Genomic DNA, 21,992 nt, shown 5'->3' on the forward strand with positions numbered 1-21,992 from the left:
ATGTAATGTGGTCGATTTAGATTCAATCCGGGTAACGCCGGCGGTTTGTCGCCGCAGTTAAAATAACCAATAAACTCCAAAGCGACGGCGGAATATGCTTTACAAATCCGTCGTGTTTTCAATAATGCGGTGGATGCGTTTGGTGACGATGCCGATCGCGATCAAAATAAACGGGATAGCGATACCCTCGGCAATTTCGGGGTTCACGTGCCAGCCCGCGCTATGCAGGGCTTCGGCAATTTTACCGACCAAACTGGCGGCGTAATATGCGATCGCCACAATCGAAATCCCTTCGACCGTTTGTTGCATACGTAGTTGCATCTTGGCGCGCAAGGCCATCGACGACAGCAAGCCCTGGTTTTGGCGTTCGATGATGATATCGACTTTGGTACGCAACAGTTGGCTGGCGTTGCTGACCCGTTCCGAAACCAGGTTGAACCGGTGCGAGGTCGAGGCGCAGGTGTTCATTGCCGGCTCAAGGCGGCGTTTGATGAACTCGCCGAGGGTTTGAATGCCTTGAATCCGCGCTTCGCGCAAATCAGTCAGACGTTGGCCGACCAGATGGTAGTAAGCGCTGGCCGCCGCGAACCGGAACTGGTGCGACGAAATGTGGTTTTCCACTTCGGCGGCCAGTGCAGTCAGTTCGTCGAGCAATTTGGCGTCGTCGGCGTCCGGCTGGGTCATCGAGTTAGTGATTGCGTATAACTGGCGGTCGGCCCTTTTTAATTCGGGATAGAGTTTGCGGGCGATCGGAAAAGCCAGCAATGCCAGTACCCGGTAAACCTCGATGTCGAACAGACGGTGCAGCAGGCGGCCGGCTTGGGCGGTTTTCAGGTTTTGGTCGACCACCAGAAACCGGCTGAAGCCGTCCACATGGATCCGAAAATCGGTGAAGACCGACGCCGCGCCGCCGGTGACCTTGGAGCCGACGATCGGGTTGCCGGCAAAATAGGCGGACAGCGGGCTTAAATCCATGCCGTCCTGGTAATCGATGTCGGCGGCCGTCACCACGCAGGCATGGGCGGCCACCATGGTTTGGCCGGCGATTTTCGATAGCCAGTCCACCGGGACTTTTTTTAAGGCCGGTTCGGCAAAGGGTTCGCTCTCGCCGTCGTAGGCGTAAAAGGTGTAGGTGCTGAATTCCCCGTGCTGTTCCCAACTCATCTGAAACGCGTCGAAGCCGGCGCTGAAATGGTCGGCGTCGTGGTCTGGCGCTGCGACGCCGTAGCGTTGGCACAGCGCGATCAGATGCTGGCGTTCGCGCAGCTTTTCCTCGCCGGACAGCGCCAAGGCCAGGTAGCTGGCCCGCACCGGCAGGCTGCGAATCGATGAGGCGCGGGCATGGACTTCGTTATGCAGGACGAAGCGTTGCGGGTGGTTCGGCGGAATTTGAAATAAAGTAGCCACGGGACGTCGATTAAAAGTCTGGAAGATATGCCGCCAGACCGCAGCAAAACGTAACGCTGCGGCAGCGGGTCGAGTATGGTTTTCGATTTGTCGTGCCGGCTGGTTTAACCATGTGCCGCCTGCCATGCCGACCATTGCCGGACGATGTGCTGCATCTGCCGCAGGCCGTGCTGCAACACCGCGGGGCCGGGTTGCAGGATGTCGGCCGATTTGATTTCGCGGACGAAGCCGTCGCGTACTGCCGGAATAAGGTCCCAGCCGGGGCGGCCGGCAAGCTGTTCCGGGCGGAATTTCTTGCCGCACCAAGAGCCGACGATGATGTCGGGTTGGCGCTCGACGACCCGATTCGGGTCGTCAATGATCCGGCCTTTGGCCGAGGCCTGACCGGCCAGTTCGGCAAAGCAATCGTTGCCGCCGGCCAGTTCGACAATCTCCGAAACCCAACCGATGCCGCTAATCAGAGGCTCATTCCATTCCTCGAAATAAATTTTCGGCCTGACAGCCATCGATTCGGCTGCGGTGCGGGCCGAGGCGATCTGCCGCTCTAACTCGGCACGCAATGCGGCGGCGGCTTCGGCGGCATCGACCAGTGCGCCGAGCGTGGAAATCATTTGCAGGATGCCGACTAACGAACGTTGGTTGAAGGCATGCACTTCGATACCGGCTTTGATCAGTGCCGCGGCAATGTCGGCTTGCAGATTGGTGCAGGTCAACACTAAATCGGGGTTCAATGCCAGAATCTTGCCGATGTTGGCCGAGGTGAAGGCGGCGACTTTGGGTTTTTCTTTACGTGCTGCGGCCGGGCGGGTGGTGTAACCGGAGATGCCGGCAATCCGCCATTGCTGGTTCAGCAAATAAAGCACTTCCGTGGTTTCGCCGGTCAAACAGACGATGCGTTGCGGGCCGTTCATGTTGAATCCTTGATCTGTTCCTTATCGCTTACTCGGTCCTTTCCGCCATTTTCCATGCCGAGCGCGGATCGAGGCGCTCGTTGCCGGGCTGCGGCTAATTTGATCGGTTCGCCGGGTCGATATCGTCGCTCTGCGGCTGTTCGAACATTCTGAGCCAAAACCAAGCTTCGAATACGCCTCCGGCGATCGCCGCGGCAGCGCTGGTTTTGGAATAACCTACCAGATAAAGCAAGGTTGCGGCCAGAAAAATCGCGGCACTGAGTAGATGGCGTTTCAAGGTGCAGCCAACAGCGGGCAAAGCGGGTCAGGACCGATCAATGCGATAAGGTCCGCAGCAGGTTTTTGTAGTCTTCGGCCATTTTCACGTCCTCCTCCTTCAGTTCGGCGATGCGTTTGCAGGCGTTGATCACGGTGGTATGGTCGCGGCCGCCGAAAGCGTCGCCAATTTCCGGATAGCTGTGCGAAGTCAACTCGCGCGCCAGGCTCATCGCTACTTGGCGCGGCCGGGTGATCGATTGTTTGCGGTTTTTCGACGACAAATCGGCGACTCGAATCTTGAAGTACTCCGCCACGGTTTTCTGGATGTTGTCGATGCTGATCAATTTGTCCTGCAGGCTGATCAAATCGTGCAGCGCTTCTTTGGTGAACTCCAACGTGATTTCGCGGCCGGTGAATTGGGAGTTGGCCACCACCCGCCGCAGCGCGCCTTCCAGGTCACGCACGTTGGACGGAATGCGTTTGGCGATGAAAAAAGCGATTTCCTGATCCAGCTCGACGCCGACCTGCAAGGCTTTTTTAATCAGAATCGCGGTGCGGGTTTCCAAGTCCGGCGGCTCGATCGCCACCGGCAAGCCCCAGCCGAAGCGCGATTTCAGCCGGTCTTCCAGGCCGTCGATTTCCTTCGGGTATTTGTCGCAGGTCAGTACCACCTGGTGCTTGTTATCCAGCAGATTGTTGAAGGTATGGAAAAACTCCTCCTGCGAGCGCTCCTTGCCGGCCAGAAACTGGATGTCGTCCATCAACAAGATGTCGATGCTGCGGTAGTACTCTTTAAACTGATTGATGCTGTTCTGTTGCAGGGCCTTGACCATGTCCTGCACGAATTTTTCCGAGTGCAGGTAGACGATGTTGGCATCCGGTTTTTTCAGCAGCACCGCGTTGCCGATGGCATGCATCAAATGGGTTTTGCCCAGGCCGGAGCTGCCGTAGATGAACAGCGGGTTGTAGACCTTGCCGATATTGTCCGATACCGTGACCGATGCCGCCCGCGCCAACTGGTTGGATTTACCTTCGACGAAACTCTCGAAGGTGAAGGCCTTGTTCAGAAAATTGGGCTGGTTCTTTTTCTGGGTCGAACTCTTGCTCAAGGTCGGCGCTTTGATGGCCGGCGCTTTCTTGGAGCCGATCTCGAAATGCACCGACAGCGTCGCATTCGAGAATTCGTTGACCGCGTCTTCGATGATCGAAAAAAAGTGTTGTTTGATATGGTCGATAATGAAACGGTTGGGGGCGAGCAACTTCAGTTGGCTGTCGGACTCCACAGCTTGCAGCGGCCTGATCCAGGTACTGAAATCCGCGCTCGGGATTTCATGTTCCAGTTTGGCCAGGCAGTTGTTCCAAATCACACTCATCGGCGTTAAAGAAGGGGCAGAGAAAGGCCTTGCATCATACCACAGCACGCGGCGGGGCTTGACTCTTAGGCGTTATCAGAAAAGAATGGCGGCCGCATGGATAACCCTGAATAAATAAATGACTACGGGCAGACTTTATATCATTTCCGCACCGTCCGGCGCCGGTAAAACCAGCTTGGTCAAACAGCTGTTTACCGAACTGGACGGATTGACGGTGTCGGTCTCGCATACCACGCGGCCGATGCGTAGCGGCGAGCGTCACGGTACCGATTACTTTTTCGTCTCGGTCGCTGAATTCAAAACCATGATCGAAAACCAGGCGTTTCTGGAACACGCACAAGTGTTCGACAACTTTTACGGTACGGCGCAACAGACGGTGCAGGACAATCTGGCGTCCGGCCTGGACGTGATTCTGGAAATCGACTGGCAGGGTGCGCAGCAAGTGCGGCGTATGCTGCCGACCAGTCAATCGATCTTTATTTTGCCGCCGTCGATCGAAATACTGCGCGAACGTCTGCAAAACCGCGGCCAGGACAATGCTGAGGTCATCGCCCGGCGCATGCGCGACGCGGTAACCGAAATGAGCCATTATCCGGAGTTCGATTACCTGATCGTCAACGACGATTTCGAACTGGCCTTGCGCCAGTTGAAGAGCATCATCGTCGCCAATCGCTTGCGCCAGGATAGCCAGCAGCAAACGCTGGCCCCGTTGTTACAGGACTTACTCAACTAAAACCAAATCAGACAGCACACATCATGAAAAACAACTCGTTGAAACGGGCCCTCGCCCTCGCCTTGCTTCCTGCCCTATTACTGCTGTCGGCCTGCTCCGATGACAAAGCCGAAGCAGAAGCCCCGAAAGCTGCCAAAACCGGCGCCTTGAAAAAATCCGTACACCGCGACGACACCGGCGAAGCCAGCGGTGCGGAAAAACGCCAATTCGAAAAGGAGTTCTCGGCCAAATGCGTCGAGCGCGAGTTGAAAAACTCGGTCAATAAAGACGTCGACGAGCCGCGTTTCAAACAAACCTGCGATTGCATCGCCGAGCACATCATGAAAGACCTGTCGGAAATCGACGCCGAAAAATATATCGAGGACCACGAAGATACCCAGACCCTGGGCATCAAATTCGACGCTGCCGCATATTTCTGCTTGCAAAGCAAACCGCAGCCGAAAGGACCGCATTTGTTCGGCAAACCTTCGGATAATTCCGCCAACTAACGGCAAACGGGCCGCGGGCGCGTCCGGCAACACCGCCGGCGCCGGCGGCCCGATTCGCTCCGACTGCCCTGACCGGGCAGCTCGGCCGGCGCTCCTGCCAGCCGAGCGCTTCAGGCTCGATCAACTTCAATCCGATTGCACAGACCATGACACTATCCAGCGAACTATTCTCCCAAGCCCAACAAGTCATTCCCGGCGGCGTCAACTCGCCGGTGCGCGCCTTCAAGGGCGTCGGCGGTACCCCGGTTTACTTCGACCGCGCCCAGGGTGCCTACGTCTGGGACAGCGAAGGCAAGCGCTATATCGATTACGTCGGCTCCTGGGGACCGATGATCTTGGGCCACGCCCATCCGGCGGTGATCGACGCCGTCAAAGTGTCCGCCGAAAAAGGCCTCAGCTTCGGCGCGCCGACCGAGATCGAAACCGTGATGGCGCAAAAAGTCTGCGAGCTGCTGCCGTCCATTGACATGGTGCGCATGGTCAGCTCCGGCACCGAAGCGACGATGAGCGCCCTGCGGCTGGCGCGCGGCTACACCGGCCGCGACAAAATCGTCAAATTCGAAGGCTGCTACCACGGCCATTCCGATTCGTTGCTGGTCAAGGCCGGTTCCGGCGCGCTGACCCTGGGCGTGCCCAGCTCGCCGGGCGTGCCCGCCGCGCTGGCCGCAGACACCATCACCCTGGCTTACAACGACAGCGACGCGGTCAAACAAACCTTCGCCGAACTTGGCGAGCAAATCGCCTGCATCATCGTCGAGCCGGTGGCCGGCAACATGAACTGCATCCCGCCAGAACCGGGCTTTCTGCAAACCCTGCGCGAGGTCTGCGACCGCTACGGCAGCGTATTGATTTTCGACGAAGTCATGACCGGCTTCCGCGTCGGCCTGCAAGGCGCACAAGGCCTCTACGGCATCAAACCGGACCTGACCACGCTAGGCAAAATCATCGGCGGCGGCTTGCCGGTCGGCGCCTTCGGCGGCAGCCGCAAGATCATGGAATATTTGGCCCCGCTTGGCCCGGTTTATCAGGCCGGCACCCTGTCCGGCTGTCCGGTGGCAATGGCGGCGGGATTGAAAACCCTGGAACTGATTTCCGCGCCGGGTTTTTACGACGAGTTGGCCGCCAAAACCGCCAAATTGCTGCAAGGCCTGCAAACCGCCGCCGACCAAGCCGGCATCCCGTTCACCACCAACCAGGTCGGCGGCATGTTCGGTCTGTTCTTCAGCCCCGAAAAATCCATCACCCGTTTCGCCCAGGTCATGGCCTGCGATGTCGAGCGCTTCAAACGTTTTTTCCATGCGATGCTGGATCAGGGCGTGTATCTGGCGCCGTCGGCGTTCGAGGCGGGGTTTGTTTCGGCGGCGCATACCGATCAAGATTTGCAGGCTACCGTAGAGGCGGCCGCCACGGTCTTTAAGGTTTAGGCCGGTAGTCCGCCTGAGCGGAATCGGCGGCGGATAAGAAAGCGGGGGGAGTTGCTGGCGGCCGGTCGAATTCTGCGGCCGGGATCAGAGATCGCAGGCGGCTCCAGGCCGAATGGCCGTCGGAAGAGCCGCCCGCCGTCGGTTTTGGCCGGATTAGAGCAGATCCTGGTCCGTTGCAGTCTTTTGTACCTTAGGCTCTTGAATGGCCGTGGATTTGAAATCGATCACCGGTTTCATCGTGACCCGAGCCTTACCATGCAACGTACAAAAATCGTCGGTGTCGCTGACACGGTTGCAATGAGGGCATTTCTTCAACATACATTTTCTCCGTTAAGTCTGAATCTTTAAGGCTAATCAGCCCGATCTGGGGGGCCGGCCCGGTAACATGGAGGCGCCATCCCGGTTTTTCAATAGCGCTGCCGATTTTCGAGCGCCATTGTGCCGCGACTAATACGATTTCACGCCGGATTTGGCAAGGCTTGGCGGTACGGAAAGTAAAATCGCCGGCCGATATTTGTACGCCCGCTCAGGTTTCTCGGCGTCCAAATCTCGGACGACGCGCTTTTCCAGGCCAGCCAAACCGAATTAATTCATGACTTTTTGACCGCTCCGGCCAATACTTGTGCGGGTGACCAATTTCAGCGCGGGGGTGGAGCTATGAGTTTTGTCGAGATTTATTTCAACAGCTCGCTGCAAAACGTAGTCGAGATCGGCGATCAGGCCTGCAGTATCGGCCGGGCGACCTATAACCAGGTGTATATCGGCAACAAGGGTGTATCGCTGGTGCATGCGGCGATTTCCCGCCAAGACGGCGAATGGTGGCTGGAGGACATGAACAGCACCAACGGCACGTATTTAAACGGGACCAAGATTGCCGGCCGGCACAAACTCCGTTTCGGCGACGTCGTTACCGTCGGCAAGCATGATTTGAAATTTGTCGACCAACCCACGGCGCCAGGCCTGAACCCGGCCCTCTCCGCCCAATTAGACGATTTCGACCGCACGTTGCTGGTCAACCCGGCGACCGGCTCCGGCCAGCCAGCAGCGGCTGCTCGGCCCGGCAACCAGGCCTTGCTGATGCACGGCGAGGCACGCAATATCAATAAATTGTTGTTGAACAAGGATTACTACACGATAGGCAAAGGCCCGCAGTGTAACGTGCGGGTGGGCGGTTGGTTTACGCCGAAACTGATCGCAGAAATCATCCGCCTCGGCGACCACTATTACCTGACGCCCGTCGTCGACAAACACATCCGCCTGAACGGCCGCGAAGTCGGCCAGCAAGTTCGTCTGGTTCACGACGACAATATTCTGGTGAAAAAAGTATTGATGAAATACGTCGAGCAATAGAACGGCATTACTGGCAGATCAATATCACCGAGATATTGTCTTTACCGCCGGCGGCATTGGCGGCGGCAATTAAAGCCAGGGTTTTTGCTTCCAGATTTGCCGGGCTCAGACCCGCCAGCAAGGCCGCGATTTCAGCGTCCCCCAACATGCCGGTCAAACCGTCCGAACACAATAAAAAGCCGTCGCCGGGAGCTATCTCAACCACTTGGGTTTCCGGCTCGATTGCCGGATTGGGGCCGATAGCTTGGTATAAGCGGTTGCCGGGCGGCGGTTCGCCGATTCGGCCGGCATCCTGCCACTGCCGCAGCAACGAGTGGTCGGCGGTCAAGGCCTGTAACGCATCGCCGCGCCAGAGGTACAAACGGCTGTCGCCGATGTGAAATATCTGCATCGCCGCTAAGTCGGGCAGAAGCCGGCAGCCGACCAAGGTCGTGCCGCAACCGCTACCGTCGGCCGCTCCCCATTCGCAGTTGCTTCGGTAAAGCGTACGGTTGGCTTCGCGGATCAGGTCCGCCAGCAAATCGAGCTGCCGCGCCGGCAGATGGGGATCGGAGGGTTCGGCCGACTTGAACCAGCGGCCTAGCCAAGCCGGCGTTCGGCTGGCGGGCACGGGCGGCAGATGGCGGGCGATCAGACGCTCGACCTCGGCGACGGTCTGCTGGCTGGCAATATCGCCGCGGCCATGTCCGCCCATGCCGTCCGCCAGCAAACAGATCCCGGTTTCAGGACTGAGCAGGATGGTGTCTTCGTTAATCTCGCGTACTCGGCCCCGGTCGCTGGCGCCATAAACGAAGTAACGGTTGAAAATGGGTGCGGCCGGCATGGCGGTATCCTTCAGAACGGGCAATGTATCGAACTGCGCTAGCGAAAAGTGGCCGTAACCGGCCCAATTGTCAAGGTCGAGGCGCCGAATTGCCGGCCCCAACGCCAGCAAGCCGCATAAAAAAACCGCCCGCAGGCGGTTTCAGTTTGTACGGAATCGTCAGCAATCTATGCGCTACGTCGCTGCAAACCCAGTAGTCCGGCCAAGCCGGCGCCGAACAGCCACACTGCCGCCGGTAACGGCACCGGTGCCGCGATGTCGGCGTTGTCCAGCGTGAAATGGAAACCGGCGCCGAGATAGTCCTCGCCGCCGCTGGCAACCAACTCCAAAGTATCGATGCCGGCAAAGTTCAGGTTGAATAACTGTGCGGCGTCGGTGTTGACCAGCAATTGCTGTTGGTAAAGCAGGTCGCCGTTCCGGTAACCGCTGGCAGTGATCTGCAGGCCCCAGCGCGAAGCGGCAGCGAAATATGCAGAGCGGAAATCGAACAAGCTGTTCGAGCGAATACTGGCCGGGCCGCCGTCGGCGTTGAAGGCCGAATAGTCCGCCGATACCACGCCGTGGTAAAAGCCGGAATCGAAATCCGCGACCTGGGCCAATTGCGGGTTCTGCACCCAGAAATTGGACCAATTCAACCCGGCGTAGCCGTCGGCGATCGCTGCTTCCGCATCGGCGGTCACGTCGTCGAAACTCAAAATGGCGGCATCGGCGTTGCCGACCTTCAGGATGGATAAAGCGAAACAAAATAATGCGAGATGAAGTTTATTCATGGCCGTATCAGATAAAAGCGATTAAAGAATGGAAACCGGTGGATACCCGCCGCCGCGATGGCGCTGCGCCGACGGGTAGTCGGTAGCGCGACGGTTAGCGGGTCGGCGAGAATTTATTCACCACCAGTTTGCCGCCGGACATGACCAAATCCGGGTATTCCAGCAATTTGAAGCGTTCCAGCGCATTGCCCTTGACCGCGATCAAATCGGCCGGTGCATTCGCAGATAGCGTGCCGAGTCCGGGAATGCCGGTGGCCAAGCGGGCGGCGGCGGCCGAGGTAGCCGAGCGCAGTACGTTCAATACGTCGCTGAAATCGATCGAATCGCCGCTGCCGGTATGCAACATCAGATGCAATTCCTCGCCGTTGATCCCCCACGGCACGTTGTCGTGGGCGATTTCGGAGCCGTAAACCAGCGGGAAGGCCAAGCCTTCGCCGGCATGTTCCTGGTACACGTGGCCCACCGTATGGGCGTTTTGGTAGAGACCGGCGCCGCACGAGGCCAAGGTATCGATCGTGGTCATGAATTCCATGCCGTCGTTTACCGCGGAATGCAGCAATTCGGCGTTGAGCGCAGAACACGGCATATGAGCCAACATGTCGACGCCGGCCACGTAGGCGAGCTCGAAACCGCTGTTTTCGCCGACGTGAGCCAGTACCCGCTTGCCGTGGTTATGCGCTTCGCTGACTATCCAGGCCACTTGCTGCTGCGACAATACCGGCCAGGGTGCGGCCGGCACCTCGCCGTGGCCGTGCGACATCATCCACGGCGCACCGGCTTCGCCGCCCGGCTCCAATGCGATCTTGATCGCCGAGGCGCCGCCGGCCACCAGATTTTGCACGATGGCTCTGACCTGGCCTTCCGTGGCATTGGCGGCGATGGCCAAACCAACCTTGTCGTAACCGCCGCCGGTATCGTCCGGGGTGAACACATTCAGCGGATAACCGCCCTGCGCTTGCAGAATCGGCCCGGTGCTCAGCAGTCGCAGGCTGCCGTTGCCGCCTTGCGGAGGCAGCAACGGGCCGCCGGTATCCTGCACGGTGGTAATGCCGTGCTCGAGGATTTTGTCCTTGCTGACGTTCTGAAACGTGACGTGGGCGTGCGACTCGATGAAGCCCGGCAGAATCGTCGCGTCGCCCAGGTTGTAACGGGTTGCGCATTGGCCGCTCAGGCTGGCGTAATCGCCGACAGCCTTTACTTTGTCGCCGACCACCAGCACGCTTTTGTTGAATTGCACTTCGTTGCCGTCGAACAGGCGGGCAGCGCTGATTAATTTGCAGGATACCGGAGCGGTGGCGGCGAAGCTCGGGCAGGAGGCGGCCAATACGGCCAAAGCCAGGGTATTCAAGGTAAACGATCTTTGGGGGCGTGGCATAAGGTGTCCTTGTCGCGTGAGTTGTAGTTATGTCCGAAATAAAAAACCGGCTCGGCCGGCCGCATCGCCAAACTCAGTACATGATCAACTAAGTCATTGTGTTATCAGGCAATATTTGCTGGCTGGGCCGGTGGGTATGGTATCGGTTTAACCGCGCCCGGTTTTATGCGCAACGGAGTCTTTGTTATGGCAAACGGATTAAATCGGCGAAATGACTGCGAGCTTGATTGACAGGACGGCGGTCTGGACTAGCCGGCCCGGATTGGCTTGGGCGCCGGGCATTGGGCCGGACGGAACCCCAGGAGGAAAAATATCGGTGGTGTTTGTCGATTTCCGGGTTTGCCGTTCGACTAGCTGGCGAACCCTTTCATTTACGACACAGGAGTAAACGATGAACTCACCCGTCAAACCGATCCCCGAAGGCTACCAAAGCGTCACGCCTTATCTGACCGTCGACGATGCCGCCGCCGCATTGGCGTTTTACCAGCAGGCGTTCGGCGCCGTCGAAATCATGCGCCTGCTTATGCCCGGCGACAAAATCGGCCATGCCGAATTCACCATCGGCGTATCGCATTTCATGATTTCCGACGAATACCCGAATGCCGGCTCGGCCTCGCCGCACAAGTTGGGCGGTACCCCGGTCAAACTGCACATGTATCTCAACGACGTCGATGCCGGATTTGCCCAGGCCGTGGCGGCCGGCGCCACGCCGGTAATGGAACCAGCCGATCAATTCTGGGGCGACCGGATGGCGGTGGTTAGCGACCCGTTCGGCCACCAATGGATGTTGGCGACCCACGTCGCCGATGTCGACGGCAGCGAATTTCAAGCGAAGATGGATGAGTTGCTCGCCGCCGGCGGCGATTGCGCTTGAGGCAACCATGGCAACGATTACCCCGTGTCTCTGGTTTGACGACCAGGCCGAACCGGCCATGAATTTCTACCTGTCGGTATTCAAGGACGGCAAAGTCCTGAACCTCAGCCGTTACCCGGCCGGCGCGCCATTGCCGGAAGGCACGCTGATGACCGCCGGCTTTGTCCTGAACGGCCAGGAATTCGTCGCGTTGAACGGCGGCCCGGCATTCGGTTTCAATCAAGCGGTATCGTTTGTCGTCAATTGCGAAAGCCAGGACGAAGTCGACTACTACTGGGACAAACTGTCCGAGGGCGGCCAACCCAACCAATGCGGCTGGCTGGCCGACCGCTTCGGCGTACCTTGGCAAATCGTACCGACCGCGCTCGGCCGCTTGCTCGGCGATCCCGATCCGGCCAAGGCCGGGCGGGTGATGCAAGTGATGCTGCAAATGCGCAAGATCGATATCGCCGCGTTGGAACAGGCCGCCGCGGCCTGACTTTATTTTTAGGAGACAGCAAATGACCTTATTCGACCCGCAACTCGACCTGGTATTCGAACGTAGCGTCGACCTGTCCAGAGCACAAATCTGGCAGGCCTGGACCGTGCCGGAGCACCTGATGCCGTGGTTTTGCCCGCTGCCGTGGCAGACCGTAGCCTGCGAAATCGACTTGAAACCCGGCGGCGCCTTTTTGACCACGATGCGCTCGCCGGAAGGCGCCGAGTTTCCGCATGCCGGCTGCTACCTGGAAATCGTCGAACATCGGCGTTTGGTCTGGACCAATACGCTGCTGCCCGGCTTCCGGCCCAAACCGTTCGGCTCCGGCAATGCCGCAGCCTGCGGCGATTTTGCGATGACCGGCATCATCGAGTTGAGCGATCACCCGCAAGGCACGTTGTATCGAGCCACCGTACTGCACGCCGACCCCGCCGGCCGCGAGCAACACGCGGCGCTGGGCTTCGAGGCAGGCTGGGGCAAGGCGTTGGCGCAAATGCTGGCTTATCTGAAGAATCGCTAAGCGAAGGAGGTAACTTGAAATACCTGCTATTGATCTATTTTGAAGAACAAAACCTAGCCGAAGCCGAACGCCAAGCCTGTTACGACGAATCGCGGCAACTGGCGCAGGATTTGGCGGCCAAAGGCCAATTCGTCGCCGCCAGCCCGTTGCAACCGACCGCGCTGGCGACCAGCGTGCGGGTGCGGGACGGCAAGCTTCTGGTCACGGACGGTCCGTTTGCCGAAACCCGCGAGCAACTCGGCGGCTATTACCTGATCGACGTGCCGTACCTGGATCAAGCCCTGGCCGCGGCGGAACGCATCCCGATGGCGCGCAAGGGTACCGTCGAAGTCCGGCCGTTAATCGAACTGGACGGTTTGCCGGGGTCGTGATTTAGCCGCGCCGTAGCCTCGGAGCTGTCGGCTCAATTCAATTCGACCACGGCCAGCCGCACCCGCTTCAAGGCCGGATCGGTCCAGGCCAGGTAGGCTTGGTTGCCGATTACTTGCGTCGCCAGATACTTGCTGGGCCATTTCGGAAAGCCGCCGCGGTAGAGCGTGGTGCGCCGGCTGATTTTACCGTCCTCGCCGAGCTTGGCGACGCGTAACTCGTCGTCCGGCCCCTGCCGGCCGCGCCAACTGACCAGTGCCGAACCGTCTTCCAGCAACACGGCGTTGGCGTAACCGCTGGCGTCGGCATCCAATTCGATAGGCGCCCGGAACGTTTCGCCGCCGTCTTGCGAGAACGCCGCCTTGACCCGGCCCTTGCCGTCGGCGGCGCTGAACCAGGCCACCACCGCATTGGTCGGCGCCAGATCGACCGACGGCCCGTTGCTCGGGCAACCGCCGATCACCCAGCCGTCGGCGTGGACGTCGCCGATTTGCGGCGTTGCGTTAGCCGGTTGCCAGCGCACTGCGCTGATATCGCGGATTTCGCCGGCGGCATGGTCGCGGTACACCGTTAGCAAGCGTTCGCCCAGTGCCGCGGTGTAGCTGCGGCAGCAGGAACAAACGTCGTGGTCCAGAATCCGCTCGGGGCTGGCCTGCCACTCTTTGGCGACCACCGTCGACATCAACTGGTAACGGTTGGCTTTTTTATCGGCGTCCGGAGCGTGGCTGGCGAAGCGCATATCGGTCCAGACCAACGCCAGACGCGCCCCCGGCAGAGCCGCCAGCGACATTTGCGCGTCGTAGATCCGCGCCGCCTCGCCGTAAGGTTTCAGCGGCGGGCTCCAGCTCAGGCCGCCGTCGATCGAGCGCGCCAGGTAAATATCCGCTGCGTAGCGGTCCGCCGACTCCTTCGGATACGGCATCCAGGCCGCCGCCAGACTGCCGTCGCTCAAACCCAGCACCACCGGCGGATCGGCCAGTTTGCCGTCCTCGCGGGTTACCGTTAACGGCAGGCTCCAGCCGGATTTTTCCAGCACCGCAAATTTGGCGGTGCTGGCCCGGCCGTCGACTTCGACCCAACTCAGGATCAGTTCCCCGGCCGCGGTTTTTTCCAGATGGTGTTGTTGGCTGTTATCGGCCGCCGGCACGGCCAGTTCCCGCCACGGCATCGGCCGGTCGGCGAGGGCCGCGGAACTAGCGCTCGCCAGCAAAACCAGGACTGCAAATCGGGTTGTTTCCGCCCACTTGAATATGTTCATACCTAATGCCTCTGCATCGCTGCCGGATTAATATTCCACCCGAATCGAGCCACCGGCGCGGCTTAGGAATCGGGAACGGTAGATTAGCACTACGCCATATCCGGCATAATGCGAATGTCGAATTGGGCGGTCATCCTGGAACCGCCGATTGGGTGTTTATACGCCAAATCGCCTCTGTCCGCACTGAACCCCGCATCGGAAAGGCGTTGGCATTGTCGCTTTGTCGCAGCCCGACAACAACTCGGCTGATGCCGGAGCCGAATTGGCGTTTGCCGCCGCACCCGCTGAGTGGCTGTCCGGTCGAATGATATCGAGAGCAAGGCTCAGCAGTTCTCGCCCCAACTTGACGGCCTCGGTGCCGGCGGTGCATGCTGCAATCGATTCACCACCCGCCGCAATCGGCCGGCGCGGCGTTTGCGGCTATCGACAAAACAGGAGGCCCCATGTCCGAAACCACGTTAAACGGCAGTTGCTTGTGCGGCGCCGTAAAGTTTCAAGTCCGCGGCGAACCGCAACGTTTCTACCACTGCCACTGCCAGCGCTGCCGCAAAGCCTCCGGTAGCGGCCATGCCAGCAATCTATTTCTCAGCAACGCGACACTAAACTTTAGCCAAGGCGAAACGTTGCTGAAGCGTTACAAAGTACCCGAAGCGCAGCGCTTTGCCCGCCAGTTTTGCAGCGAATGCGGCTGCGCCGTGGCCCGTTTCGTGCCGGAATTGGCCGCGGTATTGATTCCGGCCGGCACCTTGGACGACGACGCGCCGATCCAGCCGCAAGCCCGGATTTTCTGGGATTCAAGAGCCGACTGGTCTTGCGCCGGCGACGATTTGCCGCGCTACGCCACGTACCCGACCTGAGCCACCTGTCCTCGATTTCAAGCCGATGGCAATCCGACTCGACGAAGTCCGCTGGGGCATGATCGGCTGCGGCGCGGTCGCCGAACGAAAAAGTGCGCCGGCTTTCAACAAGGTCGCCCATTCCCGACTGGTCGCGGTGATGGGCCGTAGCGCCGAGAAAGCGGCGGATTATGCGGCGCGCCACGGCGTGCCGCGCTGGTACGCGGATGCGAAAAAGCTGATAGCCGATCCGGCAGTCAATGCCGTGTATATCGCGACACCGCCGTCCAGCCATGCCGAATATGCGCTGCAAGCCTTGCGCGCCGGTAAGCCGGTTTACGTGGAAAAGCCGATGGCCTGCCGTTATGCCGATTGTCTGGTGATGAACCAAGCCGCCCGCGACGCCGGATTGCCGTTGTTCGTAGCCTATTACCGCCGCGCGTTGCCCTACTTCCTGCAGATCAAGGCGCTGATCGACGCCGCCGCGATCGGTACGGTATTGGCCGTCAACATCCGCCTAGTGCAAACGCCGCGCCCGGCCGACCGCAATCCGGAGCAATTGCCCTGGCGGGTTAATCCGGATATCGCCGGCGGCGGCTATTTTTACGATCTGGCCTGCCATACACTGGACGCGCTGGATTTCATTTTGGGTCCGATCGTCGACGTCACCGGCCATTGCGCCAATCGCGGCGGGCTTTACCGGGCAGAAGATACCGTTGCCGCGGCGTTTCGCTTTGCCAACGGCGCAATCGGCTCCGGTTTTTGGTGTTTTGCCGCCGCCGAAACCCGCCGGGCCGACAGCGTCGAAATTCTGGGCAGCGCCGGTGCGCTAAGTTTTTCCACTTTCGCCTTTACTCCGATCATGCTGGAAAACGCGGCCGGAACCCGGCAATTTCTGCCGCCCAATCCGGAAAACATCCAGTTGCACCTGATCGAAGCGATTGTCGCCGAATTACGCGGCCAGGGCTGCGCGTCGTCCACCGGCGAAACCGCGGCCAGAACCAACTGGGTGATGGACGCGATTTGCGGGCATTTGGGGTGAAAGTCACTCTTGCCAAACAAACGGTTAAACACTGAACACGTTCATCTCCTTCCAGTGTTGGCTGAAGGCCATGTCGGAGTTGACGATGTGCTTGGTCCAGCGCTCGATGAATTCCGGCAGGTCGGTTGGAGCCAGTTGGTCGTGCTGAATTTTTTTGTCCATTTCCAGTAGCTTCTCCAGCATCAGATTGTGTTCCTTGGCGTGGTTGGGGTAATGCTGGAAACCCGATTTTTTCATCAGCGCTTCTTCCTCGGCGAAATGTTCTTTGACATGCTGGTACAGCTCGAACATCAAATCAAGCCGTTCGTCCTTGTTGCGGGCCGCCAGCAGTTTGTCGGCAATCTTGAAGAAGTCTTGGTGTTGATTGTCCACTTGAGGGTCACCCATCGCATAACAATCCTGCCAAACGCAATGCGCCATGCTGCCGGGTACCGCCTTGGCCACGCCGGCCGGTTGGCGATGTTTGGCGAGGTAGTCCGCGGTTTTGTCGTCGCTTTTTTTGAAGACGAACGCTTTACGGGCCTGATGGTAGGCATCGCTGCCGTAAAAGTTGGCATACATTTGCGCCAACTCGAATTTCCGGTACGCCGCCAGCGGTTTGATGGCTTCGTCCCGGCAGCGGACCGCGGCTTTTTCGGCCAGCATTTTCTGCAGATTGGCCGGGTCGGCGATCAAGGTGTTTACCGAATGGCGGATTTGCGCGGCAAAGATCGCATGCTGCCGGTCGAGCACCTTGTCGACCATGCCCAGGTGCCAGGCCCGGCGAGCGCTGACCGGCATCCGCTGTTCGGTCAATTCGGCCGCGACGGCGTGGCCGACCCGCTTTGGCAACAAATAGGTCCAATATTCGGAGCCGTACAACTCGCCCATGTTTTTGTAGTGCGGGTTGAAGACGACGCCGTCGCGGACGAATACTTTATCCGGCGCCAGCGCCAGAATCGCGCCGCCTGCGCCGGCGTTGCCGGCCACCGCCGCAATAGTGATTTTGTCCATGGTGGTAATGATCTGCCGGATCAGGTCGTCGATCGCATTGATGTTGTCCCAGGATTCGTCGGCCGGATTGGCCGCAGCCTCGATCCGGTTCAAATGAATGCCGTTGGACCAGAAGTCGTCGCCGCCGGTCAAGACGATGGCTTTCACATCCAGCGTCGCCACGTGTTGATAAACCCGCAACAACAAGCGGCATTGCTCGGTGGACATGCCGCCGTTATGAAATTGAAAATGCAAGTAAGCGGCCTGACCGACGATTTCGTACCAGACTTCCTGCCAGGGATATTGTCGGCCTGGCTGGGTGTAATCCGGTTCGTGGCGCTTGACGGTTTTGCCGAACCAGCCGGACAGGCCGGCTGGCGGTTCCGGCAGCAAATCGGCCAATGCGGTTACCGCCGGCAGCTTGATTGCGCTGGTATCGCCGGTTTTGGGTTTCAGGTGGCCGATCCAGATCGAACCGTCCAGCGTGGCGCGGCAAATCGCGCCGGCGGCAACCGCGACGATTTCGCCGGGTTTGCCGCCGCAGCGTTCGCCGGCCGTGGCGTTGTATAAGTAAAACGGCCGGCCGTAGAGCTCGTCCAGCACGCCGGGGCTACCGTCGGCGGCATGGATTCTGGCCAGGATTTCGGCGGTCGTGTGCCGTTTCCAGTCGATACGGCGATCGGCTTGTTTCATGGCCGGCCGCAGCCGGCCTTTGACATCGGCCCGGTTGTAATCCAGCGGTTCCGGCCGGAAATGGGCCGAATCCAGATAGGTCATGGCTTCCCACAAGCAATCCACCGCGCACTGCGCTACCTCCCGATTGAATAGGCTGCTCTTGTTGGCTTGGCGTAGCGGGAAACATTTAGTCGCCCAGATGGCGCCGGCATCCATTTCCCGGTCGGCGGCCAGCAGCGTTACTCCCCATTCCGGTAGCCGTTCCTGAATCGCCCAGTCCAGCGACGACGGGCCGCGATCGCCTTTGATGCCGGGATGCACGATCAGGCAGAGATATTTGTGGTAGATGTTTTCCGGCAGGCGCCGGGTCAGGTAAGGGCAAAGAATCAGATCCGGTTTGAATAATTCCACGCCTTCGGTCAGTTGCGCGTCGTTGCCGTGATGCAATTCCACCGAGACGTCGTAACCGGCGTCGTCGAGTTCGGTGTAAAAGCGTTGAGTCAATCCCGAAAAGGCAGTTGAGATCAATAAAATGCGCATAACGGTTCTCCTGGGTGTGGTTACTGCCGGGCAAAGCGACGGCCTGCCCGGCCGGCTTTATGGCCGCGGTTACTGAGGGAACTCCGAAGCCGACGATAGCGCTCCGGGCACGAACGGAATCTGGCGGTTAACGTCCTTACTGTTGCCAGGCTTGGCCAATCACGGATGCGGCTCGACTGAATCGCTGTCGATAGTTTTGCGGATTGATGCCCAACTGACGGATAAATGTGCGTCGCATCCGCTCCGGATCTTTAAAACCGGTCTTTTTGGCGACGCTTTCGATGGACTGTTCGGTGGTTTCCAGAAAATGCCGGGCTTGGTCGATGCGGGCGGTTTCGACGAACTTGGCCGGTGTCATACCGGTTTCGTTCAGAAACACCCGGGCGAAATTACGCGGACTCATCGCCAAACGTTCCGCCATCGTCTCGACTTTCAGTTCGGTATGCAGATTGGCGATGATCCAGGATTGCAATTCGCGCAAGTCGGTACGCTGGAACGCTTCGTTGGATAAATAACTGCTGAACTGGGATTGGCCGCCCGGCCGTTTTAGGAATACAACCAGGAAACGGGCGACAAACAGCGCCAAATCCCGGCCCCAATCTTCCTCGAGTAAGGCCAACGCCAGATCGATGCCGGAGGTGATGCCGCCGGAGGTGAAAATATGGCCGTGTTTGATGAAAATCCGGTCCGCTTCGACCTGGATGTTCGGATAGCATTCCGCCAGTTGCTGGCTGTAATGCCAATGGGTGGTGGCAATCCGGCCGTCCAGCAAACCGGCTTCGGCCAACAAAAAGGCGCCGGTACACACCGAGGCGATGCGGCGAACCTTCGGTGCCATCGCGGCGATCCAGTCCAGCAGTTCCCGGTTGTGCAATTCCTGCGAAATGTCGCCGCCGGGAATCAACAAGGTGTCGTACTCGGTCGAAGTATCGCCGTAAATGTCTTCGGCGACGATTTGCAGGCCGGACAGCGTCGCCACCGGCCCCGGACTCCGGCCCAACAGTTTGATCGTGTAAATCGGGTCGCAGTCGATACCGTGCTGGCCCAAGCCGAGATTGGCGAAGTTGAACACTTCGAACGGGCCGGTGATGTCCAGCGATTCCACGCCGGGAAATACGACGATGCCGATGGTACGCGATTGGTATTTGAAGTTTTCCGGATGAGCAAAGCTAAATGTCGTCATGACATTTTCCCCCGTTAGCTGGTCTCGCTAACAAGCGTACTCGTTCTGGAGGATGATTCAATGACAACTTTCCCTCGTTTTCTGCCAACGCTGATTCTGGCGGACCCTACCAGGGTCGCCGTTGGGAGCTCGACCGAAATCCGGGATAACTCGACGAGTTGCGGCAAATGTCGTAACCCGCCGGCTCCGCGCCCGGTTTAGAACTCCACTTTGATCGAGCCGATCGCCATTAGCGGCGCGCCGGGATAAATACCGTTACGCGGCGAGACATTCGAATCCGGGTCGGTCGATTCGTAATAGGTTTTATCCAACAAGTTGCGGATATTGAATTGGGCGGTGACCGGGAATTTATGCACATTCCATTTGTAGGCGGCAAAGGCGTCCAGCCGCACATAACCGGGCAACTGGAACGGGCTGCCGTAGTAGGCATAGCTTCCCTCGCGCTTGCCGGCCAGCACGCCGCCGACAGCACTCTGCCGCGGCCTTCGGTCAGCGCCGGCAAGTTCGCCAGACTGCGGCAATTGCCACAGTCGATGCGGCATTTCCCGCAATTTTCAAGCGGCAAGTTTGTCTGCCGCGCGTCCAGCCCAGCCGATTCTTGTCTCCGCGACGCCGAATTTACCGGGCGTGCCGGGCAAAAGCGGCGCGAGGCGTTGATGCTGGCGAAAGTTTTGCTTCGGGAAAGCCGGTTTCCCTCCGCAATTTTTTGCCATGTTAAAACTCGACCAAGCCTTTGCCAGCACGCTGCTCGAACTTCACCGCGAGGAATTATTCGGTTTTGTGTTGAATCGGGTGAGATGCCCGGATGCGGCTGCCGACATCCTGCAAGACGCGTTCTTTCGCCTCAGGCAAGTCGAAGCCGATGCGCCGATCCGGAATCCGCGGGCGTTTCTGTACAAAGTGGTCGGCAATCTGGCGATAGACCATATCCGGAAAATTCAGCGGGAACAGGCGCGCCATGCCGACGCCGAGGAATTGGCCGAACATGCCGACGCTCAGCCCGGCCTGGAGCGCCAGCTCTACAGCCAGCAGCAGCTGGCCCACTTGCGTATCGCTATTGCGGAGCTGCCGCCGCGGTGTCGGGAAGTGTTCGTTCTGCATAAATTCAAACACTACCCCTATTCGCAGATCATGCGCGAACTGGATATCTCGGAAAACACCGTGTTGAAGCATATCGTCAAAGCGCTGGAGCATTGCCGGCGGCGGATGCAGGAACTGGAAGCCGGCGGTCCTGCCGACCGGTCGTAGCCGGAAGCCGGCCGATGGTGGACAATACCCCGGCCGAATTGCCGTGCCGATTTCCTTCAGACTCCCGCTTGCCGCCCATGCCAGACCGCCGACAGCAACATGCAGAACAACAGGCCATGGAATGGCAGGCCCGATTGAGTTCCGATCTGGCCGACGCTGCCGTGCACCAGGCGTTTCAGGCTTGGCTGGCTCAGGCTTCGGAAAACCGGCAGGCTTGGCGCGACGTCAACGACTTTTGGCGCGGCCTGGACCAATTGCCGCTTGCCGATACCGATTTAGCGCCGCCCATTGCGGCGGCCAGGCCGGTTACAAGACCGCGCAAGCGCTGGTCTAAAACCGGACTGGCCTTGGCGGCCTCCGCCTTACTGGGGTTGACGCTGGCCTATCCGCAATGGAGCCTGTTGCTGGCCGATTACCGCAGTGCAGTCGGCGAACAACGCCAGGTGCAACTCAGCGACGGTTCTACCGTATTGCTCAACAGCGGCAGCGCTTTTTCGGTCAACTTCTCCGCCGAGCGACGCCGGATCGAATTGGCACGCGGCGAAGCCTATTTCGAAGTGGCGGCCGACAAGCGGCGGCCATTTGTCGTCACCACCGAAGCCGGTGAAATCCAGGCCCTGGGTACCGCGTTCAGCGTCCGCTGCCGGGACGGCGGGGCCAGTGTCACCGTATTCGAGCATGCGGTAAAAATCACCACCGCCGGGGGCCGGACTCACGAGCGCCTGTCCGCCAACCAGCAGCTCGGCTTCGCCGGCGACCGGTTGGAGCCGGTGGCGGCTGTCAATCCGCAACGCGCCGGCGCTTGGCGGCAACGGCGCATGGTGTTTCAAGACCAAAAGCTGGCAGAGGTTATTGCCGAACTGGAGCGTTACCGGCCCGGCAAGATACTGATCGTCGATCGCCGCATCGCCGATTTGCCGCTGACCGGCGTGTTCGATATCGGCGATACCGATCAGGCGCTGCAAACCATTGCTCAGACTCTTCCCGTCAAAGTCACCACATTTGGTGACGCGCTGGTGTTGCTTTCCGCCGGCTGATTGTTTCGACGCCCGATATTTTTTTTCGGGCGGATGGATGCTCTACCG

At 59.3% G+C, this 21,992-nt stretch carries 24 protein-coding genes; 12 read left to right on the top strand and 12 right to left on the bottom strand.

Translation table 11 applies throughout. The features are described 5' to 3' along the window. Positions 1-99: 99 nt before the first annotated feature. The 4 genes from ACH518_RS05200 to dnaA form a co-directional block, all read right to left on the bottom strand. Positions 100-1,407 carry a DUF3422 family protein gene (locus tag ACH518_RS05200; protein ID WP_445372125.1) on the bottom strand — a complete coding sequence of 436 codons (1,308 nt, stop codon included), beginning with the start codon at positions 1,405-1,407 and terminating at the stop codon, positions 100-102. Positions 1,408-1,511: 104 nt separating this feature from the next. Beyond that, positions 1,512-2,318, bottom strand: coding sequence for an ABC transporter substrate-binding protein (locus ACH518_RS05205; RefSeq protein WP_445372126.1), 807 nt, complete (start codon positions 2,316-2,318; stop codon positions 1,512-1,514). A 94-nt stretch (positions 2,319-2,412) separates the two neighbouring features. Further along, entirely contained in the window at positions 2,413-2,595 is a 183-nt protein-coding gene (locus ACH518_RS05210) for a hypothetical protein (protein ID WP_445372127.1), read from the bottom strand. 37 nt (positions 2,596-2,632) lie between these two features. Then, on the bottom strand, positions 2,633-3,949 hold the full coding sequence (gene dnaA, locus ACH518_RS05215; RefSeq protein WP_140913560.1) for a chromosomal replication initiator protein DnaA: 1,317 nt from the start codon (positions 3,947-3,949) through the stop codon (positions 2,633-2,635). A 118-nt stretch (positions 3,950-4,067) separates the two neighbouring features. Between dnaA and gmk the strand changes: the two genes are divergently transcribed. The 3 genes from gmk (at position 4,068) to hemL (ending at position 6,594) form a co-directional block, all read left to right on the top strand. Beyond that, positions 4,068-4,682, top strand: a complete 615-nt coding sequence (gene gmk, locus ACH518_RS05220) for a guanylate kinase (RefSeq protein ID WP_445372128.1) — start codon at positions 4,068-4,070, stop codon at positions 4,680-4,682. A 23-nt stretch (positions 4,683-4,705) separates the two neighbouring features. Continuing rightward, positions 4,706-5,170: a hypothetical protein gene (locus ACH518_RS05225; RefSeq protein WP_445372129.1), complete on the top strand. Its 465-nt coding sequence runs from the start codon at positions 4,706-4,708 to the stop codon at positions 5,168-5,170. A 146-nt stretch (positions 5,171-5,316) separates the two neighbouring features. Continuing rightward, complete coding sequence (hemL, locus tag ACH518_RS05230) at positions 5,317-6,594, top strand: glutamate-1-semialdehyde 2,1-aminomutase (protein ID WP_445372130.1); 1,278 nt, start codon at positions 5,317-5,319, stop codon at positions 6,592-6,594. A gap of 153 nt (positions 6,595-6,747) precedes the next feature. Here the strand turns inward: hemL and ACH518_RS05235 are convergent, their stop codons facing one another. Next, positions 6,748-6,912, bottom strand: a complete 165-nt coding sequence (locus tag ACH518_RS05235) for a hypothetical protein (RefSeq protein ID WP_186289644.1) — start codon at positions 6,910-6,912, stop codon at positions 6,748-6,750. Positions 6,913-7,251: 339 nt separating this feature from the next. Here ACH518_RS05235 and ACH518_RS05240 point away from each other — a divergent pair, with 339 nt between their 5' ends. After that, on the top strand, positions 7,252-7,944 hold the full coding sequence (locus ACH518_RS05240) for an FHA domain-containing protein (RefSeq protein ID WP_445372131.1): 693 nt from the start codon (positions 7,252-7,254) through the stop codon (positions 7,942-7,944). Between the two features lie 7 nt (positions 7,945-7,951). Here ACH518_RS05240 and ACH518_RS05245 read toward each other — a convergent pair whose 3' ends face one another. From ACH518_RS05245 to ACH518_RS05255, 3 genes are all read right to left on the bottom strand, one after another. Further along, the gene (locus ACH518_RS05245) at positions 7,952-8,767 is read right to left on the bottom strand and encodes a PP2C family protein-serine/threonine phosphatase (RefSeq protein WP_445372132.1); all 816 of its coding nucleotides are present in this window, start codon (positions 8,765-8,767) and stop codon (positions 7,952-7,954) included. A 167-nt stretch (positions 8,768-8,934) separates the two neighbouring features. Next, complete coding sequence (locus tag ACH518_RS05250; RefSeq protein WP_445372133.1) at positions 8,935-9,537, bottom strand: hypothetical protein; 603 nt, start codon at positions 9,535-9,537, stop codon at positions 8,935-8,937. 94 nt (positions 9,538-9,631) lie between these two features. Next, positions 9,632-10,912 carry an amidohydrolase family protein gene (locus tag ACH518_RS05255; protein ID WP_445372134.1) on the bottom strand — a complete coding sequence of 427 codons (1,281 nt, stop codon included), beginning with the start codon at positions 10,910-10,912 and terminating at the stop codon, positions 9,632-9,634. Positions 10,913-11,303: 391 nt separating this feature from the next. Between ACH518_RS05255 and ACH518_RS05260 the strand changes: the two genes are divergently transcribed. The 4 genes from ACH518_RS05260 to ACH518_RS05275 are packed head-to-tail and all read left to right on the top strand — an operon-like array spanning position 11,304 to position 13,155. Next, entirely contained in the window at positions 11,304-11,786 is a 483-nt protein-coding gene (locus tag ACH518_RS05260) for a VOC family protein (RefSeq protein ID WP_445372135.1), read from the top strand. A gap of 7 nt (positions 11,787-11,793) precedes the next feature. Beyond that, complete coding sequence (locus tag ACH518_RS05265) at positions 11,794-12,264, top strand: VOC family protein (RefSeq protein ID WP_445372136.1); 471 nt, start codon at positions 11,794-11,796, stop codon at positions 12,262-12,264. Positions 12,265-12,286: 22 nt separating this feature from the next. Further along, complete coding sequence (locus tag ACH518_RS05270) at positions 12,287-12,784, top strand: SRPBCC family protein (RefSeq protein WP_445372137.1); 498 nt, start codon at positions 12,287-12,289, stop codon at positions 12,782-12,784. Positions 12,785-12,798: 14 nt separating this feature from the next. After that, entirely contained in the window at positions 12,799-13,155 is a 357-nt protein-coding gene (locus ACH518_RS05275; RefSeq protein WP_445372138.1) for a YciI family protein, read from the top strand. Between the two features lie 32 nt (positions 13,156-13,187). Here ACH518_RS05275 and ACH518_RS05280 read toward each other — a convergent pair whose 3' ends face one another. Further along, entirely contained in the window at positions 13,188-14,411 is a 1,224-nt protein-coding gene (locus ACH518_RS05280) for an exo-alpha-sialidase (protein ID WP_445372139.1), read from the bottom strand. A gap of 443 nt (positions 14,412-14,854) precedes the next feature. Between ACH518_RS05280 and ACH518_RS05285 the strand changes: the two genes are divergently transcribed. Together ACH518_RS05285 and ACH518_RS05290 are read left to right on the top strand one after the other, a co-directional pair. Then, on the top strand, positions 14,855-15,268 hold the full coding sequence (locus ACH518_RS05285; RefSeq protein WP_445372140.1) for a GFA family protein: 414 nt from the start codon (positions 14,855-14,857) through the stop codon (positions 15,266-15,268). Positions 15,269-15,293: 25 nt separating this feature from the next. Continuing rightward, on the top strand, positions 15,294-16,289 hold the full coding sequence (locus tag ACH518_RS05290; protein WP_445372141.1) for a Gfo/Idh/MocA family protein: 996 nt from the start codon (positions 15,294-15,296) through the stop codon (positions 16,287-16,289). Positions 16,290-16,313: 24 nt separating this feature from the next. Here ACH518_RS05290 and ACH518_RS05295 read toward each other — a convergent pair whose 3' ends face one another. The 3 genes from ACH518_RS05295 to ACH518_RS05305 form a co-directional block, all read right to left on the bottom strand. Further along, positions 16,314-18,476, bottom strand: a complete 2,163-nt coding sequence (locus ACH518_RS05295) for a hemerythrin domain-containing protein (protein WP_445372142.1) — start codon at positions 18,474-18,476, stop codon at positions 16,314-16,316. Positions 18,477-18,612: 136 nt separating this feature from the next. Beyond that, entirely contained in the window at positions 18,613-19,659 is a 1,047-nt protein-coding gene (locus ACH518_RS05300) for a GlxA family transcriptional regulator (RefSeq protein ID WP_445372143.1), read from the bottom strand. 197 nt (positions 19,660-19,856) lie between these two features. After that, a complete protein-coding gene (locus ACH518_RS05305) occupies positions 19,857-20,201 on the bottom strand; it encodes a hypothetical protein (RefSeq protein WP_445372144.1) in 345 nt (114 codons plus the stop codon). Between the two features lie 169 nt (positions 20,202-20,370). Between ACH518_RS05305 and ACH518_RS05310 the strand changes: the two genes are divergently transcribed. Both ACH518_RS05310 and ACH518_RS05315 read left to right on the top strand, forming a co-directional pair. Continuing rightward, on the top strand, positions 20,371-20,907 hold the full coding sequence (locus tag ACH518_RS05310; protein WP_278209916.1) for an RNA polymerase sigma factor: 537 nt from the start codon (positions 20,371-20,373) through the stop codon (positions 20,905-20,907). Between the two features lie 77 nt (positions 20,908-20,984). Then, positions 20,985-21,944 carry a FecR family protein gene (locus tag ACH518_RS05315; RefSeq protein ID WP_445372145.1) on the top strand — a complete coding sequence of 320 codons (960 nt, stop codon included), beginning with the start codon at positions 20,985-20,987 and terminating at the stop codon, positions 21,942-21,944. Positions 21,945-21,992 lie beyond the last annotated feature (48 nt).

Source organism: Methylomonas sp. HW2-6, from assembly GCF_052474525.1.

Excerpts from the sequence above, each read along its gene's own strand:
- ACH518_RS05295 (WP_445372142.1), bottom strand. The coding sequence starts at position 18,476 with ATGCGCATTTTATTGATCTCAACTGCCTTTTCGGGATTGACTCAACGC.
- ACH518_RS05300 (WP_445372143.1), bottom strand. The coding sequence starts at position 19,659 with ATGACGACATTTAGCTTTGCTCATCCGGAAAACTTCAAATACCAATCG.
- ACH518_RS05315 (WP_445372145.1), top strand. The coding sequence starts at position 20,985 with ATGCCAGACCGCCGACAGCAACATGCAGAACAACAGGCCATGGAATGG.
- ACH518_RS05280 (WP_445372139.1), bottom strand. The coding sequence starts at position 14,411 with ATGAACATATTCAAGTGGGCGGAAACAACCCGATTTGCAGTCCTGGTT.
- ACH518_RS05245 (WP_445372132.1), bottom strand. The coding sequence starts at position 8,767 with ATGCCGGCCGCACCCATTTTCAACCGTTACTTCGTTTATGGCGCCAGC.
- ACH518_RS05225 (WP_445372129.1), top strand. The coding sequence starts at position 4,706 with ATGAAAAACAACTCGTTGAAACGGGCCCTCGCCCTCGCCTTGCTTCCT.
- ACH518_RS05250 (WP_445372133.1), bottom strand. The coding sequence starts at position 9,537 with ATGAATAAACTTCATCTCGCATTATTTTGTTTCGCTTTATCCATCCTG.
- ACH518_RS05235 (WP_186289644.1), bottom strand. The coding sequence starts at position 6,912 with ATGTTGAAGAAATGCCCTCATTGCAACCGTGTCAGCGACACCGACGAT.
- ACH518_RS05305 (WP_445372144.1), bottom strand. The coding sequence starts at position 20,201 with ATGCCGCATCGACTGTGGCAATTGCCGCAGTCTGGCGAACTTGCCGGC.
- ACH518_RS05310 (WP_278209916.1), top strand. The coding sequence starts at position 20,371 with ATGTTAAAACTCGACCAAGCCTTTGCCAGCACGCTGCTCGAACTTCAC.
- ACH518_RS05290 (WP_445372141.1), top strand. The coding sequence starts at position 15,294 with ATGGCAATCCGACTCGACGAAGTCCGCTGGGGCATGATCGGCTGCGGC.
- ACH518_RS05270 (WP_445372137.1), top strand. The coding sequence starts at position 12,287 with ATGACCTTATTCGACCCGCAACTCGACCTGGTATTCGAACGTAGCGTC.
- ACH518_RS05265 (WP_445372136.1), top strand. The coding sequence starts at position 11,794 with ATGGCAACGATTACCCCGTGTCTCTGGTTTGACGACCAGGCCGAACCG.
- ACH518_RS05240 (WP_445372131.1), top strand. The coding sequence starts at position 7,252 with ATGAGTTTTGTCGAGATTTATTTCAACAGCTCGCTGCAAAACGTAGTC.
- dnaA (WP_140913560.1), bottom strand. The coding sequence starts at position 3,949 with ATGAGTGTGATTTGGAACAACTGCCTGGCCAAACTGGAACATGAAATC.
- ACH518_RS05205 (WP_445372126.1), bottom strand. The coding sequence starts at position 2,318 with ATGAACGGCCCGCAACGCATCGTCTGTTTGACCGGCGAAACCACGGAA.
- gmk (WP_445372128.1), top strand. The coding sequence starts at position 4,068 with ATGACTACGGGCAGACTTTATATCATTTCCGCACCGTCCGGCGCCGGT.
- ACH518_RS05255 (WP_445372134.1), bottom strand. The coding sequence starts at position 10,912 with ATGCCACGCCCCCAAAGATCGTTTACCTTGAATACCCTGGCTTTGGCC.
- ACH518_RS05285 (WP_445372140.1), top strand. The coding sequence starts at position 14,855 with ATGTCCGAAACCACGTTAAACGGCAGTTGCTTGTGCGGCGCCGTAAAG.
- ACH518_RS05260 (WP_445372135.1), top strand. The coding sequence starts at position 11,304 with ATGAACTCACCCGTCAAACCGATCCCCGAAGGCTACCAAAGCGTCACG.
- hemL (WP_445372130.1), top strand. The coding sequence starts at position 5,317 with ATGACACTATCCAGCGAACTATTCTCCCAAGCCCAACAAGTCATTCCC.